General features: G+C 72.3%; 15 protein-coding genes. 8 read left to right on the top strand and 7 right to left on the bottom strand.

Annotation, left to right across the window (positions count from 1 at the left end; genetic code table 11):
- Positions 1 to 29 precede the first annotated feature (29 nt).
- The 4 genes from efeB to ACTXG6_RS12405 all read right to left on the bottom strand — a co-directional run bounded on the left by efeB (position 30) and on the right by ACTXG6_RS12405 (position 4,011).
- Entirely contained in the window at positions 30 to 1,325 is a 1,296-nt protein-coding gene (gene efeB, locus ACTXG6_RS12390; RefSeq protein ID WP_445187924.1) for an iron uptake transporter deferrochelatase/peroxidase subunit, read from the bottom strand.
- On the bottom strand, positions 1,322 to 2,488 hold the full coding sequence (gene efeO, locus ACTXG6_RS12395; protein ID WP_445187925.1) for an iron uptake system protein EfeO: 1,167 nt from the start codon (positions 2,486 to 2,488) through the stop codon (positions 1,322 to 1,324). The genes efeB and efeO overlap by 4 nt, the downstream gene beginning before the upstream one ends.
- A gap of 49 nt (positions 2,489 to 2,537) precedes the next feature.
- On the bottom strand, positions 2,538 to 3,368 hold the full coding sequence (gene efeU / locus ACTXG6_RS12400) for an iron uptake transporter permease EfeU (protein WP_445187926.1): 831 nt from the start codon (positions 3,366 to 3,368) through the stop codon (positions 2,538 to 2,540).
- 184 nt (positions 3,369 to 3,552) lie between these two features.
- Positions 3,553 to 4,011, bottom strand: coding sequence for a tetratricopeptide repeat protein (locus ACTXG6_RS12405; protein ID WP_445187927.1), 459 nt, complete (start codon positions 4,009 to 4,011; stop codon positions 3,553 to 3,555).
- Positions 4,012 to 4,152: 141 nt separating this feature from the next.
- Between ACTXG6_RS12405 and eno the strand changes: the two genes are divergently transcribed.
- From eno to ACTXG6_RS12420, 3 genes are read left to right on the top strand one after another with little or no spacing between them, the layout of a single operon-like run.
- Positions 4,153 to 5,439 carry a phosphopyruvate hydratase gene (gene eno / locus ACTXG6_RS12410; RefSeq protein WP_445187928.1) on the top strand — a complete coding sequence of 429 codons (1,287 nt, stop codon included), beginning with the start codon at positions 4,153 to 4,155 and terminating at the stop codon, positions 5,437 to 5,439.
- 7 nt (positions 5,440 to 5,446) lie between these two features.
- Positions 5,447 to 6,112: an FtsB family cell division protein gene (locus ACTXG6_RS12415; RefSeq protein ID WP_445187929.1), complete on the top strand. Its 666-nt coding sequence runs from the start codon at positions 5,447 to 5,449 to the stop codon at positions 6,110 to 6,112.
- Positions 6,109 to 6,609, top strand: a complete 501-nt coding sequence (locus ACTXG6_RS12420) for a DUF501 domain-containing protein (protein ID WP_445187930.1) — start codon at positions 6,109 to 6,111, stop codon at positions 6,607 to 6,609. Before ACTXG6_RS12415 ends, ACTXG6_RS12420 begins: the two co-directional genes overlap by 4 nt.
- Before the next feature lie 399 nt (positions 6,610 to 7,008).
- On the opposite strand, the gene ACTXG6_RS12425 is transcribed toward ACTXG6_RS12420, so the two are convergent.
- Complete coding sequence (locus tag ACTXG6_RS12425; protein ID WP_445187931.1) at positions 7,009 to 8,757, bottom strand: acyl-CoA dehydrogenase family protein; 1,749 nt, start codon at positions 8,755 to 8,757, stop codon at positions 7,009 to 7,011.
- Positions 8,758 to 8,837: 80 nt separating this feature from the next.
- Between ACTXG6_RS12425 and ACTXG6_RS12430 the strand changes: the two genes are divergently transcribed.
- The 3 genes from ACTXG6_RS12430 (at position 8,838) to ACTXG6_RS12440 (ending at position 11,853) form a co-directional block, all read left to right on the top strand.
- Positions 8,838 to 10,412: a lytic murein transglycosylase gene (locus ACTXG6_RS12430; RefSeq protein WP_445187932.1), complete on the top strand. Its 1,575-nt coding sequence runs from the start codon at positions 8,838 to 8,840 to the stop codon at positions 10,410 to 10,412.
- 119 nt (positions 10,413 to 10,531) lie between these two features.
- Entirely contained in the window at positions 10,532 to 11,485 is a 954-nt protein-coding gene (locus ACTXG6_RS12435; protein WP_445187933.1) for a Ppx/GppA phosphatase family protein, read from the top strand.
- Between the two features lie 56 nt (positions 11,486 to 11,541).
- Entirely contained in the window at positions 11,542 to 11,853 is a 312-nt protein-coding gene (locus tag ACTXG6_RS12440; RefSeq protein WP_445187934.1) for a hypothetical protein, read from the top strand.
- A 13-nt stretch (positions 11,854 to 11,866) separates the two neighbouring features.
- Here ACTXG6_RS12440 and ACTXG6_RS12445 read toward each other — a convergent pair whose 3' ends face one another.
- Complete coding sequence (locus ACTXG6_RS12445) at positions 11,867 to 13,342, bottom strand: S10 family peptidase (protein ID WP_445187935.1); 1,476 nt, start codon at positions 13,340 to 13,342, stop codon at positions 11,867 to 11,869.
- Between ACTXG6_RS12445 and ACTXG6_RS12450 the strand changes: the two genes are divergently transcribed.
- Positions 13,341 to 14,057 carry a uracil-DNA glycosylase gene (locus ACTXG6_RS12450; RefSeq protein ID WP_445187936.1) on the top strand — a complete coding sequence of 239 codons (717 nt, stop codon included), beginning with the start codon at positions 13,341 to 13,343 and terminating at the stop codon, positions 14,055 to 14,057. The genes ACTXG6_RS12445 and ACTXG6_RS12450 overlap by 2 nt on opposite strands.
- 112 nt (positions 14,058 to 14,169) lie before the next feature.
- On the top strand, positions 14,170 to 15,498 hold the full coding sequence (locus tag ACTXG6_RS12455) for an NAD(P)/FAD-dependent oxidoreductase (RefSeq protein WP_445187937.1): 1,329 nt from the start codon (positions 14,170 to 14,172) through the stop codon (positions 15,496 to 15,498).
- 13 nt (positions 15,499 to 15,511) lie between these two features.
- Here the strand turns inward: ACTXG6_RS12455 and ACTXG6_RS12460 are convergent, their stop codons facing one another.
- Positions 15,512 to 16,450 (bottom strand): Abi-alpha family protein, encoded by a 939-nt coding sequence (locus tag ACTXG6_RS12460; protein WP_445187938.1) that lies wholly within the window; start codon positions 16,448 to 16,450, stop codon positions 15,512 to 15,514.
- Positions 16,451 to 16,476 lie beyond the last annotated feature (26 nt).

Here is a 16,476-nt window from a genome sequence, read left to right on the forward strand (position 1 = left end):
ACCACTCGCCACTCACGAGCTAACCAGGGTCAGCCGAACAGGGTGTCGGCCCAGAAGCCGTCCGGGCCGACGCCCGGTGGCACGGCAAACAGCCCGGACCCGGTGTGCTCGACGTACTCCATCAGCTTGTCCTGGCTGGCCAGCGCGCGCTGCATGGGGACGAACTGGCGGTGCGGGTCGCGGGCGAAGCACAGGAAGAACAGGCCGGCGTCCAGGTGCCCGCTGCCGTCCGCGCCGTCCACGAAGTTGTAACCCCGGCGCAGGATCCGGGCCCCGCCGTTCGCCGCGGCGGAGGCCAACCGGATGTGTGCGTTCTCGCCGATCAGCGGGCGGCCGTCGTTGGCGGCCATGGCGAAGTCGCTCGGGTCGAACTCGCCCGGCTTGCCCGGCGGCGCCCCGCTGCCCTTCTGCCGGCCGATGATGGACTCCTGCTCGGCCAGCGAGGTGCGGTCCCAGATCTCGATGTGCATCCGGATCCGGCGGGCCACCAGGTAGCTGCCCCCGGTCAGCCAGTCCGGCCCGTCGCCGGGGGCCACCCAGACGTGGTCACCCAGCGCGGCCGGGTCCTCCGCCTTGATGTTGTTCGTGCCGTCCTTGAAACCGAACAGATTGCGCGGGGTGAGCTGGGCGGTCGAGGTGGAGGAGGTCCGGCCGAAGCCGAGCTGGGACCACCGGACCGACGTCGTGCCGAACCCCATCCGGACCAGGTGCCGGATCGCGTGTACCGCCACCTGCGGATCGTTCGCGCAGGCCTGGATGCACAGGTCACCGCCGCTGCGCTTGGGGTCGAGCTGGTCGAGCTGGAAGTGGGGCAGCTCGGCCAGCCCCGCCGGCTTGGCGCCGGCCAGCCCGAACCGCCCGTCGAACAGCGAGCCGCCCAGCCCGAGGGTGAGGGTGAGCTGGGACGCCGGCAGGCCGAGCGCCTCCCCGTTGTCCGCCGGCGGCGCGTCCGGGTTGCCCCCGAGCGCGCCGAGCGGGCTGACCTCGGCGCCGGCGGTCATCCGCTCGGCCGCCCTGGTCCACCGGCGCAGCAGGTCGACGAGGGCGGCGCGTTCGGTGGTGGTGACGTCGAGGGCGACGAAGTGCAGCCGGTCCTGCGCCGGGGTGACGATGCCGGCCTGGTGCTGGCCCCGGAACGGCACCGAGTCCCGGGCCGCCTCCTCCCGGGCGGCGGCCTCCATGGCCGGCTCGGCCGAGCGGGACACCACCGTGCCGGCGATCGCGGCGCCCGCGCCGGCCAGCGCGGCCCCGGCACCGGCCAGCCCGAACAGGCGCCGCCGGGACATCGCGGGCGAGCCGGTGGTGTCGGGCCCGGGCGAGCTCACGGTGTCGTCACCACCCCCGCGACGTGGCTGACCGGCTCGCCGAGCGCGTCCACGGCGGCCGCCATCTTCTTCGTGTCGTCGGGGGTCAGCTGGGTGTACAGCTTGAAGCCGTCGCCGTCGCGGTAGCCCTCCAGCAGCGTGTCCACCGCGGCGAAGCGCTGATCCAGCGTCGGGCCGAGGTTCTTGTCCTTCTCGTCGATCACGGGGCGCAGCGCGGCGACGGCGGCCTGGGACCCCTCCACGTTGGCCTTGAAGTCCCACAGGTCGGTGTGCGAGTAGCGGTCCTCCTCACCGGTGATCTTGCCGGTGGCGACCTCGTCCAGCAGCTCCTTGGCGCCGTTGGCCAGCTGCACCGGGGTCAGCTCCACGGTCGCGACCCGGGCCTGCAGCTCCTTCATGTCGGCCAGCAGCTTGTCGGCGATGGCGGGCGAGTCGGCCTTCAGCCCGTCGACCCAGAGGTCCTTCTCCAGCCGGTGGTAGCCGGTGAACTGCTCGCCGGGGGCTCGCTCGTCGTCCTCCCGGCCGTCCATCTTCGGGTCCAGGTCACCGAACGACTCGGCGACCGGCTCGATCCGTTCCCAGTACGTCCTGGCCAGCGGGAACTGCGCCTTCGCGGCCGCCACGTTGCCGGCCTTGACGGTGGTCACGAACTCCTCGGTCTTGGGCACCAGCGCCTCGATCTGCGAGGTCACGTAGCGCTTGTAGCTCGCGGTGGCCTCGGCCAGCCGGGCGTTCGTGTCCACCGACCGGTTCGCCTGGCCGCTCACGGTGAACGGGGCGCGGATGCCGTCGCCGACCATGCCCGGCTTGCAGGCGGTGGTGTACGTGCCGCCGTCGGGCGCCTCCACGATCAGCCGCCGGGTCAGCCCGGGGCCGATGTTCTCCACCTCGCCCATGATCCGGTCGCCGGTCCCGTAGAGGTAGAACTCGGTGACCTTGCTGCCCTTGTTGGCGATCTCGAAGGTGATCTTGCCGGCCGGCGCCTCCTGCTTGGTCAGCTCGCAGGCGGTGTCCGAGGCGTTCACGGTAATGGAACCGGCACCCTCGGCGGTGCCGCTGCCTGAGCTCGCCGGGCCGCCGCCGGAACAGCCGGCGAGCAGCGCGAGCGAGGCCAGCGACGCTAGCGAGACGGGTATGGAGCGTGCGGCGGTCGGGCGGGGCACGGTGAACTCCTTGACGCTGCGGGAGTACTGCTTCGGGGGTACTGGCGGGTCAGGTCGCTGCCGAGGCGGTGGCCGCGGTGCGGGCGCGGCCCGGGAGCAGGAACAGCGTGAGCACGACGCCCACGTAGAGCACCCAGACGGCGGCCTCTAGCACCGAGGTCCGGGGGGAGAGGTTGAAGATGCCCTTCAGTAACGTCCCGTACCAGGAGTCGGCCGGGACGGCGGCGCTGATGTCGAACGCCAGTGTGTTCAGGCCCGGGAGGATGTCCGCCTCCTGCAGGTCGTGCATGCCGTAGGCCAGGATGCCGGCCGCGACGAAGATCAGCAGGATGCCGGTGACCTTGAAGAACTTGGCCATGTTGATCCGGACCGCGCCCCGGTAGATCAGGTACGCCAACCCGACCGCGACCGCGATGCCGACGAGGAAGCCGAGCAGCGGCGAGGCGGTCGATCCGGCGGCCTGTGTGGCGGCCCAGAAGAACACGGCCGTCTCGAGCCCTTCCCGCCCGACCGCGAGGAAAGCCATCAGCACGACGGCCCACGAGCCGATCTGGAGTGCCTGCTCCAACCTGTCGCGCAGCTCGCCGGACAGCGCGCGTGCGGTGCGCCGCATCCAGAAGATCATCCAGGTGACGAAGCCGACCGCGACGATGGACATGCCGCCGCCGAACGCCTCCTGGGTCTCGAACGACATCGCGTTGGAGGTGAAGGTGAGCAGGGCGCCGACGGCGATGCTGATCACCACCGCGACCGCGACGCCGGCCCACACCCAGGGCAGCGACCGCCGGCGGTCGCTGCGCACCAGGAAGGCGACCAGGATGGAGACCACCAGGGCCGCTTCCAGTCCCTCGCGGAGGCCGATCAGGGCGTTGCTCAGCACCCCACGTCACCGGGGACGGGCCGGCCCGGATGGGGCCGCGGCCGTGGCGATTCGATCCGCGCCGCTGCGCTAGGCCAGGCTAACCTCATGGCGCTGAGCCTAACCTGACAGATTATTGAGAATCCAGGCTTGACAAGTGTCCGGAACCAATTCGTCGTTTCCGGGACGGTCGTGACCGGTCGGCTCAGGCCTCCGGGGGTGGGTCGGGATCGCCGATCGCAATCCGCGCCCGGACCTCGCCGATGGCGTCCTGGTACTCCGGCCGGGGCTCCATGGCGAACGCCATCCGCAGCTGCGCGAGCGCCTCGGTGAAACGGCCCTGGCGCTGCAGGGACTTGCCCAGCGCGAACCGCGCGTAGTGGTCGGCCGGGTCGATCTCCAACACCCGGGTGAACGCGGTCTCGGCCCTGCGGAGCTGGGCGGAGTCCAGGAACGCCCGGCCGGCGAGCAGCTGCACCGAGGCGTCGTCGGGTTGCGCGGCCAGTACCGGCAGCAGCGCCTGCACCGCGTCCAGCGGGCGGCGCTGGGACAACAGCGTCTCCGCCCGGCGGTAGGAGGCGAAGGTGGACTCGCTGTCGCGGTGGCCTTCCGGCGGGTGGCCTTCGTCACGGCGGCTGGGATCGGAGAAGGGAGCGCTCGTCATGGTCGTGCCAAGGTTAGGTGGCGCGGCGGTGAACCGCGAGCCCGCCTCGGCGGTTAGGCTTCGGGGGACGCTGATGCCTCGGCCGGCGACCGCCGGCGCAGAACATCCCGACGCAGGCCCCGTGCCAGGCAAGGAGCAGATGTGGCCGTCATCGAGCAGGTCGGTGCTCGCGAGATTCTCGACTCTCGGGGTAACCCCACCGTGGAGGTGGAGGTGGCCCTGGACGACGGGACGCTGGCCCGGGCCGCGGTGCCGTCCGGAGCATCCACCGGGGAGCACGAGGCGGTCGAGCTGCGCGACGGCGACGCCCGCCGCTACGGGGGCAAGGGTGTCGAGCGGGCGGTAGCCGGTGTACTGGACGAGATCGGCCCCGAGCTGATCGGCGTCGAAGCGGTGGACCAGCGGATCGTCGACCAGAAGCTGGTCGATCTGGACGGCACCCCGGACAAGTCCCGGCTGGGTGCGAACGCGCTGCTGGGCGTGTCGCTGGCGGTGGCGAAAGCGGCCGCCGAGTCGTCCGGGCTGGAGCTGTTCCGCTACATCGGCGGGCCGAACGCGCACGTGCTGCCGGTCCCGATGATGAACATCATCAACGGTGGCGCGCACGCCGACTCCTCGGTCGACGTGCAGGAGTTCATGATCGCGCCGATCGGCGCGGAGTCGTTCCGGGAGGCGCTGCGCTGGGGCGCCGAGACCTACCACTCGCTGAAGTCGGTGCTCAAGGCGCAGGGGCTGAACACCGGACTGGGCGACGAGGGCGGCTTCGCACCCGACCTGCCCGGTACCCGGGCCGCGCTGGACCTGATCGGCACCGCCGTGGAGAAGACCGGCCTGGTGCTGGGCCGCGACGTGGTGCTCGCGCTGGACGTGGCGGCCACCGAGTTCCTCAGCGACGGCAGCTACGCCTTCGAGGGCGGCAAGCGCAGCGCCGAGGAGATGAGCACGTTCTACGCCGAGCTGGTGGCGTCCTACCCGCTGGTGTCCATCGAGGACCCGCTCGGCGAGGACGACTGGGACGGCTGGCAGGCGCTCACCGCCGCGCTCGGGGCGAAGGTCCAGCTGGTCGGCGACGACCTGTTCGTGACCAACCCGGAGCGCCTCGAGGAGGGCATCTCGCGGCAGATCGCCAACGCGCTGCTGGTCAAGGTCAACCAGATCGGCACGCTGTCCGAGACGCTGGACGCGGTCACCCTGGCGCACTCCTGTGGCTACCGCTGCATGATGAGCCACCGTTCCGGTGAGACCGAGGACACCACGATCGCGGACCTGGCGGTGGCCACCGGCTGCGGGCAGATCAAGACGGGCGCGCCGGCCCGGTCCGAGCGGGTGGCCAAGTACAACCAGCTGTTGCGGATCGAGGAGACCCTGGGCGACGCCGCCCGCTACGCCGGTGAGCTCGCCTTCCCGCGCTTCACCGCGGAGGACTGAGTAGAGGGTGTGTCCTGCTGGCGACCCAGGTCGGGCCCGAGCCGGCCGGAGCCGCTCCTCCGGCGGTGAGCGGTCGGCCGGGGCCCGGTCGACGACTGCCCGGTCCACAACGGCCCGGTCCTCGGCGGCCCGGGCACCGGGGACCAGGCCACCCGGCGGTGCCCGCGGCGACGGCGGCGCGGCCGGCCCGGGGCGCGGTGCCCCGCCGGCGCCGGGGGAGAAGGTCCGGGTCGGTGCCTCCGGTGCCGCCTCCGACACGATCCGGGTCAGCCGGGCACACCGGATGGCACTGGCCACCTCCGGCATGCTCGGGGTGTCCTCGACCAGGCGGGCCGCGATCCTGGCGCTGGTGGTCTGCGCGTTGGCGCTGACCGTGGCGGTACCGCTGCGCAACTACCTGACCCAGCGCCAGGAGCTGTCCGCGCTGCAGGCCAAGCAACACCAGCTGGCCGGTCAGGTGGACGACCTCACCCGCCGGCGCGACCAGCTGAGTGATCCCGGGCAGGTGCAGGCGGAGGCGCGGGACCGGCTGGGCTACGTGCGCCCCGGCGAGGTGCCGTACGTGGTGCAGCTGCCCAACGACGCCGGTGCGGTGCCCACTGGCGCGGGCGAGGGCGGCGGGGCACCGTGGTTCGACGTGCTGTGGAGCGATGTGCGAGGAGTACAGAGGTGAGTGGCACCCCGGTGGACGAGGTAGCGCAGGCGGACCGGGATGCGGTGGCCGCCCAGTTGGGTCGCCGACCCCGGGGGGTGCGCGCGGTGGCGCACCGCTGCCCGTGCGGCCTGCCGTCCGTGGTGCGCACGAACCCGAGGCTGGAGGACGGCACCCCGTTCCCGACGCTGTACTACCTGACCTGCTCGCGGCTGTGCTCGCTGGTCGGCGGGCTGGAGGGCGGCGGGCGGATGCGGGAGATGACCGAGCGGCTCAGTGCCGATCCCGAGCTCGCTGCCGCCTACCTCCGTGCGCACCGGGAGTACCTGGCCGAGCGGGACGCCCTCGAACCGCTGGGCACCGAGGTCAGCGCCGGCGGTATGCCGGACCGGGTCAAGTGCCTGCACGTGCACGTCGGGCACGCGCTGGCCGCCGGCCCCGGGGTGAACCCGTTCGGTGACGAGGCGCTGGCCGAACTGGGCGAGTGGTGGCGCCCCGGCCCCTGCGTCCACCCCTAGCTACCGGGACCCGGGAATCCCGCGTTGCCCGCGAGTCGGGGTTTTCCGCGCGAGTCGGGAATCACAGCACACTGAGTCGCGCTTCTCGGCACACCGGGGCCTGACGGCGCGCGGTGTCTTCAGCGCGCGCTCGCCGTGGATCCGCAAGCTCGCGCCGTTGTTACCGAGCTGCACACCAGGCAGGTTTTCGGCGCTCACGACCTGCCTCCTGTGGAGTTGGGTACAACAGGCCGGGTAGCTGCTCGCGCCCGGCCTCGGTGCCCGGCGAGCTCGGCTGCCGGGCGAGCTCGGCTGCCGCCCTGGCTACCGGCTCGCCGCACACCCGCTCGGTACGCCGCACACCCACTGAAGGGGGTGTGCGGCTCACAAGCGTGGTGTGCGGTCGGAATTCGCCGGCGGTCAGACCGTCGGGGTGACCCGGGCCAGCACGGCGGCGGTCGCGGCGTCCGAGGCGATGTGCGTACCGGCCGTGCGCCAGCCGGCGCCGTCGCCGAACCGGCTGGCGAGGAACACCTCGGCGACCTCGCTCGGTGCCTGGCGCAGCAGCACGGAGCCCTGCAGGCAGGTCCCCGCGAGCTCGGCCAGCCGGCGGGCCCGCCGTTCGTCCGGCGCGGCCAGCTCGGCGCGCAGCGCGGCAACCCCCGCGTCGAACCCCGCGTCGGCACCGGTGGCGGCGTCCACCTCGGCGAGCAGCGCCTCCACCGACTCGGGGGACCGAGCCATGGCACGGAGCACGTCCAGCGCGTTGACGTTGCCGGAGCCCTCCCAGATCGAGTTCAGCGGCGCCTCGCGGTAGAGCCGGGGCATCCCGGACTCCTCGACGTAGCCGTTGCCGCCGAGGCACTCCGACGCCTCCGCGACCACCGCCGAGGTGCGCTTGCACACCAGATACTTGGTGACCGGCAGGGCCAGGCGCAGCAGTGCCGCTTCCTGAGCCGACGCACCGCGGCGGTCGAACGCGCCGGCCAGCCGCAGCGCCAGCCGGGTCGACGCCTCGACCTCGGCACCCAGCTCGGCGACCACCGCGCGCATCAGCGGCTGGTCGGCCAGCCGGGCGCCGAACGCGGACCGGTGCGCCACGTGGTGGGCCGCCTCGGACAGTGCGATCCGCATCAGGGCGGCGGAGCCGAGCACGCAGTCCAGCCGGGTCACCGACACCATGTCGATGATCGTCCGGACGCCCCGCCCCTCCTCACCGAGCCGCCAGCCCACCGCGTTCTGGTACTCGATCTCCGCCGACGCGTTGGACCGGTTACCCAGCTTGTCCTTCAACCGTTCGAGCCGGATCGGGTTGCGCGTCCCGTCCGGCAGGATCCGGGGCAGCACGAAACAGGTCAGTCCGCCCGGGGCCTGCGCGAGGGTGAGGAACAGGTCGTTCATCGGCGCCGAGGTGAACCACTTGTGCCCGACCAGGGTGTAGCTGCCGTCCCCTGTCGTTCCCGAGGGGGTCGCCACGGTGGTACCGGAGCGGACGTCGGAGCCGCCCTGCTTCTCGGTCATCGACATGCCGGCCAGCAGCCCGGCCTTGCCGGTGGGTTCGGACAGCCCGGGGACGTACACCCGCGAGCGCAGCCCGGGCTCGTAGCGGGCGGTCAGCTCCGCGTTGTGCCGCAGCGCCGGGACCGCAGCGTAGGTCATGGTGATCGGGCAGCAGTGGCCCTGCTCCAGCTGGCTCATCAGGTAGAACGACGCCGCGCGAGCGACATGCGCGGCCGGGCCGGCGTCCGGTGCCCAGGGAGGTGCGGTGTTGCCGGCGCGCACCGAGACGTCCATCAGCCAGTGCCAGGACGGGTGGAACTCGACCTCGTCGATCCGGTTGCCGTAACGGTCGTGGGTGCGCAGTTCGGGCTCGTTCTCGTTGGCCAGCCGGGCGTGCTCACGTCCCTCGGCGGATCCGACGATCCTGGCCGTCTCGGTCAGTGCGGGCAGCGCGGCGGCGGCGCCCTCCCTGGTCAGGGCATCGGCGACGGCCGGATCGCAGGCCAGCGGGTCGTACCCGTCCAGCGGCGGAACCTGATTGGCAACCTGATGGGTCCGGAACCGGTTGTCGGCGCTGGATCCGGCTGCCACGGCCGGGTTATCCGCCACCCGTTCGGAGGCATCAACGTTGCTGGCTGGAACACCGCGCTGGTCCAGAAGGTCGGTCATGACCTGAGACTAATAGCGTTTGAGTGACACCTACAGCCCCTCTCAGGCAGGGTATTGCCGTGCCGTTCCGGGGTGGTGGGATGCGACCGGTGGCCTGGGTGCTGCTGGTCGCGGCTCTTGCCGTGGGCGGGGTGGCGGTGGAGGTCCACGCGCACGAGCAACCGGAGGTGGTCCCGGCGGCGGATGCTAAGGCGCCGGCGCGCGCTTCGGTGCCGCTTCCCGGGTCCGTCTCGCTGGCCGCGATACCCCAGCCGCTGCCCGAGGAGTCGGCCACCGGCAGCTCCTCGGCCGGCGAGCTGACGTTCACCGATCCGCCGCCCGGGGCCGCCGCGGCCCCGGCAACCGCGGCGCCGGGGCCGAACGGTGTACCCGGTGTGCCGCTGGCCGCGTACAGGCACGCCGAGCAGGTTCTCGGGCTGTCCCAGTCGGCCTGCCAGCTGCACTGGCCGGTGCTCGCCGCGATCGGGCGGGCCGAGTCCGACAATGCGCGCGGCGGCCGGGTGGACGGCACCGGGCGGACCATCGGGCAGATCCTGGGGCCCCGGTTGGACGGCTCGCCGGGGCTGGGCCGGGTGCCGGACACCGACCACGGGCAGTGGGACTCGGATCCGCTCTGGGATCGCGCGGTCGGTCCGATGCAGCTGCTGCCGTCGGTGTGGCAGCGCTACGCGGCGGACGGTGACGGCGACGGCCGTACCGATCCGAACGACCTCTTCGACGCCGCCCTGACGGCGGGCCGCTACCTGTGCGCGGGTGGGCCGAACCTCGGCGACCCCGCCCAGCTCGCCACGGCGTTGTTCCGGTACCGGCACTCACCCAGTTACGTGACGGCGGTGCGCACCTGGGCGGCCGGTTATGCCGGCGGTGCGCCCTCGGTACCCCTGCTGGCCCCGGCGCCGAAACCCCCTGTCGTTCTGGCCGCCCCCGGTGCGGCCGGCCCGCTGCCCGGGCCCGCGCCGGTGGTTCGCCAACCGGCCCGCCCGGTGTCACGCCACCGCCCAGCCGTCCGCCCGGCTCCCGCGGTCCGAGCTGCTCCGGCGGTCCGAGCTGCTCCCGGCGCCCGGTCGGCACCGGGGGCGCGGGCTGCCTCCAAGCCCCGCGCCGTGCCCGACGTGCGGGCCGCCCCGGCAAGCCGGCCGGCGCCCGCCGCCGAGGAGAACCTGCCCGGTTCGACGCAGGCGCCGACGCAAGGGACCGGGTCAGGGCGGTCGGCTGGCTCGCCGCCCGGGACCGGCTACGTGATCGTGATCCCGGAGTCCGCGGCGTCGGGCTCCTCGGCCGCCGGTTCCCCGACACCGGCCACGGGCGCCCAGCCCAACGCCGCGGCGCCCGGCTACACCGGACAACCCAACGTGAGCGCACCCGGGTATGCCGCCGGCCAGAACAACGCCGGTACGCCGGGCTACAGCGGCCAGCCCAACCCGACCGGCTACAGCGGCCAGCCCAACCCGGCCGGCTACAGCGGCCAGCCCAACCCGGCCGGCTACACGGGCCAGCCCAACCCGGCCGGGTACACCGGCCAGCCCAACGCCGCCGCGCCGGGAACAACGGGGAACCCGGGGCAGGCCGCACCGGGGACCACGGGCCAGAACGGCACCGCGCCGCCCAACTACCCCGGAGCCGCCTACCCGGCGAACTCCGGGCAGCCGAGGTAGGTCAACTCCGCACCGCCGCCGTCCGGGTGCGCGCCGTCCTCGGTAACGTTGCCAACATCGGAGCCCACATCGGAGCCCGGACCGGTCGAACGACCGTCGGCGACCAGCGAGGAGCACGCATGCCGAGAGTGGCCGCCATCGACTGCGGGACCAACTCGATCCGGTTGCTGGTGGCGGACGCCGCACCCGGTCCGGACGGTCGGGCGCACCTCACCGACGTGCACCGGGAGATGCGTATCGTCCGGCTCGGCAGGGGCGTGGACGCGACCGGCGTGCTCGATCCGGACGCCATCGAGCGCACCCGGGTGGCACTGGCCGACTACACCGAGATCCTGCGCGGTGCCGGCACCGAACGGGTGCGGATGGTGGCTACCTCGGCGACCAGGGACGCGGCCAACCGGGAGGACTTCTTCGGCATGGTCCGCGCGACGCTCGGCACCGACGCCGAGGTGATCAGCGGTGACACCGAGGCGCGGCTGTCCTTCACCGGCGCGGTGGGTGACCTGCCGGCCGAGGACGGCCCGTTCGTCGTGGTGGACGTGGGCGGCGGCTCGACCGAGGTGGTGGTCGGCTCCCGGACCGAGGGCGGGGTCGAGGTGCACGCCGCCCGCTCGGTGGACATCGGCTGCGTCCGGATCACCGAGCGCTGCCTGAGGTCGGACCCGCCCACCGAGGACGAGCGCGCCGCCGGGCGTGAGCTGGCCCAGCAGGTCCTCGCCGAGGCGTTCGAGGTGGTGCCGGTGGAGGGCGCCCGGACCTGGGTCGGCGTGGCCGGCACGGTCACCACGCTGTCCGCCGTGTCGATGAACCTGCCGGAGTACGACCCGGAGAAGATCCACCTGTCCCGGCTGGACCTGCCGGAGCTGCACCGGGTCGCCGACGAGCTGCTGACCCGGACCCGGGACCAGCGGATGGAGTTCGGTGCGATGCACCCCGGCCGGGTGGACGTGATCGGCGGCGGCGCGCTGATCGTGACCGTGCTGGCCGAGGAACTGGCCAAGCGCGCCGGGATCACCGAGCTCGTGGTCAGCGAGCACGACATCCTGGACGGGATCGCGCTCTCGCTGCTCTGACCCGGTTCTCCGACGGACGGCTCGACGCCTCGGCGTTCTCCGTACGATCACCAGTCGTGAGCGAACAGACCTCCGCCCAGCGACCCCGCCGGATCGTCAAGTTGTACAGCCGCTGGTACCGGGCGCACCTCTTTCTGTACGTGTTGCCGTTCTTCAGTTTGTTCTGGCCGGCCGCGTTTCTCGCGGAGCGGTTCGACTGGCGTGCGCTGTGTGCACTCGCCTGCGGTCTGCTGTGCACCGCCGCGCACGTTCTCGGCGGGCGGGTGACGACGAAACGGGCGTACCTGTTGGCTCTGTTGGCCATGTTCGGTGCGCTGGTCGGCGGTGGTCTGTTGCTGGAGGCCGCCAAGGGCGAAGCCGGGCTGTGAGCAGTGCCGCCGGCTACCCGGCGGTGACGAACGCGGCCAGGTCCGCGGACTGGGCCAGCCGGGACGGTTCGTGCACGTAGGTCATGTGGCCGGCCTCGTAGTAGTGCATCTCGATGTTGTCGCGCAGCTCGTCCGGGATGGCCAGCCCGGCAATGGTGTGCTGGGCGGCGTAGTACGGCGTCGCGCAGTCGTAGTAGCCGCAGCCGACCTGCACGCGCAGGTGCGGGTTCGCCCGCATGGCCGCGCCGAGCGTGCCGACGACGGTCACCTCGCGGCCCTCGAACTCCTGATACGACCAGGGGTGCACCCGGTCGGTGAGGATCTCGTACGGCAGGTCGCTGGCGTAGCCGAGCGTGCCGCGCACGTGCGCGTTCAGCGCCGCCGCATACGCCCCGTCGACCGCCGCGATCGACGGGTCGTAGCTGTTGCGGTCGCCGGCGTCGTCCGGCTCCCAACCGGTGAACCGGGCGTCCAGCCGACCCACCGTGAGCCCCCGGTCGCGCAGCACCTCGCGGAAGAACCGCTGGTTCTCCAGCCTCAGTCGGGTGCGGCGCACGTAGTCCTCGGACAGACCGGTGACCGCCGCCAGCCGGGTCACCATCCGCTCCCGGTCCCCCGGTGCGAGCCGGGCACCCCGGGCCAGCGCCCACGGGTAGTCCCGCTCGGCCAGCTCCTCCGCCTCGGCGAGCACGTCGCTCAGCTCCCGGGAGCCGTGCAGGCCGTGGTAGTGCGCGACGGCCGCGTAGCTGGGCAGGAACAGCGAGTACGGCAGCAGGTTGCCCTCGTGGAACCGGATGCTCGTCATGTCCAGCACCGTGGAGATCAGCATCAACCCGTTCAGATACATGCCGAACTTCTCCTGCAGCCGCCCGGCCAGCGCCGCGGCCCGCAGGGTGCCGTAGGACTCACCGGCCAGGAACAGCGGCGACAGCCAGCGCTGCTGCCGGGTCACCCAGAGCCGGATCACCTCGGCGACCGCGTCCAGGTCGCCTGCGAAGCCGTGGAAATCGGCCGGCTTGCCTCCGGTGACCGCGCGCGAGTAGCCGGTGGACACCGGGTCGACGAAAAGCAGGTCCGACTGGGCGAGCAGGGACTCGGCGTTGTCGACCAGCCGGTACGGCGGCGGGACCGGGTCGCCGGCATCGCCGGACAGCACCCGGCGCGGCCCGAGCAGCCCCAGGTGCAGCCACACGCTCGACGACCCCGGACCGCCGTTGAACGCCACGGTGAGCGGCCGTTCGGCGGGGTCGGAGCCCGCCGCACGGTCCGCGGTGTACGCCACCACGAACACCTCCGCCCCGGGCTTGTGGCCGTCGAAGACACCGTCGGTGTGCTCCTCGCGGCGCAGCACGATCCGGCCCGCGGTCGCGGTGTAGGCCAGCTCCCCGGCCGGGGTGCGTAACGTGTGCCGGGTGGTGACCAGGTCGTCGGCGGGCTCGTCCCGGGGTGTGCGGTCGTCGGCCACTGCGTCGGCCCGGTCCTCGCTCATGCCGGCGAGCCTAGGTCAACTCGACGCCGCGATCAGCGAGTGCCGTAGCTGCCCCCGGCTGGTGTCCTGGCGCGAGCAGGTGGCCCGGGAGAAGCGGGCCGCCTACGCCGACCAGGTCTACTGGGGGCGCCCGGTTCCCGGGTTCGGGCCGGCGGACGCCGCACTGCTCGTCGTCGGGCTGGCCCCGGCCGCGCACGGCGCCAACCGCACCGGCCGGATGTTCACCGGCGACCGCAGCGGCGACGTGCTCTACGCCGCACTGCACGCCGAGGGCCTGGCCAGCCAGCCGACCGCGACGCACCTCGGCGACGGGCTCACCCTGTACGGCACCCGGATCACCTCGCCGGTGCACTGCGCGCCGCCGGCGAACAAGCCCGAACCGGCCGAGCGGGACGCCTGCCGGCGGTGGCTGCTCCAGGAGCTCGCGCTACTCACCCCGACGTTGCGCGCGGTGGTGGTGCTCGGCGGGTTCGGCTGGCAGGCGCTATTGCCGGTGCTCGCGGAGAGCGGCTGGACGATTCCCCGGCCGCGCCCTGTCTTCGGTCACGGGGCGCACGTGGAGCTGGCGCCCAGCGGCCCGGGCGGCCGGCCGTTGCACCTGCTCGGCTGCTACCACGTCAGCCAACAGAACACCTTTACCGGCCGACTGACCCCGGCGATGGTGCGGGCGGTGTTGGCCAATGCGGCCCGGTTGGCCGGTTTGCGCCCCGAATAACGGAAATAGAAACATCCTCGTAATTAAGTTAAAAAAGTAGCCCCGATCACGCGACGAGGCTCACCCGGTATGGACGTGTGTTGTTTGCCCGGCTGATGGGAGCATAAGAAGTATGGCAAGCAACGCACGAATAGTGATCGTCGGCGGCGGCTACGTCGGCATGTACACCGCGCTGCGCCTGCAGAAGAAATTGGGCGCCAACGAAGCGTCGGTGACGGTCATCGATCCGCAGGCGAACATGACCTACCAGCCCTTCCTGCCGGAAGCGGCGGCCGGCTCGATCGAGCCCCGGCACGTGGTGGTGCCGCTGCGCAAGACGCTGCGCAAGTGCCACGTCCTCACCGGGCGGGTCACCGCGATCAGCCGGGAGGCCCGCGAGGTCACCGTGGAGGCGTCCACCGGGAACATCAGCAAGATCGGCTACGACGTGCTGGTGGCGGCTCCCGGCTCGGTGGCCCGTACGTTGCCCATTCCCGGGCTGGCCGAGCAGGGCATCTCGTTCAAGACCGTCGCCGAGGCGATCTACCTGCGCAACCATGTGCTGTCCCGGATGGACGACGCGACCAGCACGCTCGACCCGGCGCTGCGCCGCAAGCTGCTCACCTTCATGGTCGTCGGCGGCGGTTACGCCGGCGTCGAGGCGCTCGCCGAACTGGCCGACATGTCCCGCTACGCCAGCCGCTACTACGAAACGATCAATGCGTCCGATCTGCGCTGGGTGCTGGTCGAGGCGTCCGGGCGGATCATGCCCGAGGTCAGCGCGCCGATGGGCGAGTACACCGTCAAGCAGCTGCTGGCCGCCGGTACCGAGGTCTTCCTGGACACCCGGGTCAAGACCATGGAGGGCGGGCACGTCGTACTGGACGACGGCACCGAGTTCGACGCGGACACCATCGTCTGGACCGCCGGGGTGAAGCCGAACCCGATGCTGGCCAACACCGACCTGCCGCTCGACGACAAGGGCCGGGTGATCTGCTCGGCCGCGCTGCAGGTCGAGGGCAGCCCCGAGGTGTTCAGCGCCGGGGACTGTGCCTCGGTGCCCGACCTGTCCAAGGACGACCCGGAGGCCAAGACCAGCCCGTCCGCCCAGCACGCGGTCCGGCAGGCGAAACAGCTCGCCGACAACATCGTGGCGCACCTGCGGGACGAACCGGTCAAGCCGTACAAGCACAGCTACGCCGGTTCGGTGGCCAGCCTCGGCCTGTACAAAGGCGCGGCGGAGATCTACGGCGTCAAGCTCAAGGGTGTCGTGGCCTGGTTCATGCACCGGACCTACCACCTGAGCCGGATGCCCACCTTCAACCGCAAGTTCCGGATCTGCTCGGACTGGACGCAGGCGCTGCTGTTCCGCCGCGAAGTGGTCTCCCTGGAGCAGATCCACGAGCCCAAGGCGGAGTTCTCCCGGGCGATCGGCCTGCCGCAGGAGCCCGACAAGGACTGAGCGGCGGGCGCGGTCAGCGGCCGGCAACTCCCGAGGTGTGGCTGCCGTTCAGGCTTCCCGAGTCGGGCCGGTACCCGGTGTCCGGGTTGAACTGGAGCCCAGATGCCGCCGAGCCCAATGCCCGGGCCACACCGTCGGAATCGAGCAGGTCGGCGTCGGAGACGCTCTCCGGACCCGGTTCGGGCAGGTCATCGGGCCGGCAGGCCTTCCACAGCTCACGGCCCAGCGGCGAGATGCGCAGTGTCCGGCGGACCACCCGGGCGCCGAGCCGACCGGCGTCGCGGGCCTCCTCCTCGGCGGCCCGGACCTCCGGCTCGCCGAGCAGGATGTCGTACTGCACGCTCTGGGAGTCGTCGGAAGGGCCCTCCTCGGCCAGCCCGAGGGCGCGCAGGTGGGCGACGTAGGTGCTCACCGCGTCCGGCACCTGCACCCCGGCCGCGCGGCCGACGGAGGAGGCGTTGGACAGCACGGTGCGGCCGCCGTTCGCCCGCGCCTGCACGTGGACCAGCGGGTACGGGGTGCCGTCCGACAGCGCGGCGAGGATCCGGGCCTCGTCGGGGACCAGCCGCAGCAGCAGTGCGCGGTACAGCTCGTCGCGGCTGCCGGCGGAGTCGGCGTCGATGGAGGCACCGAGCAGGTCGTCCAGCAGCTGGCCCGGGGTGGGCTTGCGACCGCCCGCCGCGTGCCCGTGGTGCGGCCGGTGGTCGCCGGTCGCGTCCACCTGGTCGAGCCGGTTCTTGATCTCCCGCAGGACGGCGTCCTCGATGCGGGTCCAGCCGGTGGTCAGCTCGGTGATCGGCGGCATCGGCACCCGAGGCACCTGGCGTGCCATGTTGGCGCCGGCAACGGTCAGGTCGACCGCGAGGGTACGGACGTCACGGAACACCGCTGCCCAGGACGCGGTCACACCGGTGGCCGGCTCAGTGCTCTCGTCGTCCCAGTCCTGCCGCACCGCTTGTCACCTCTTACCGTGAGTAG

The organism is Pseudonocardia sp. Cha107L01 (assembly GCF_052566575.1).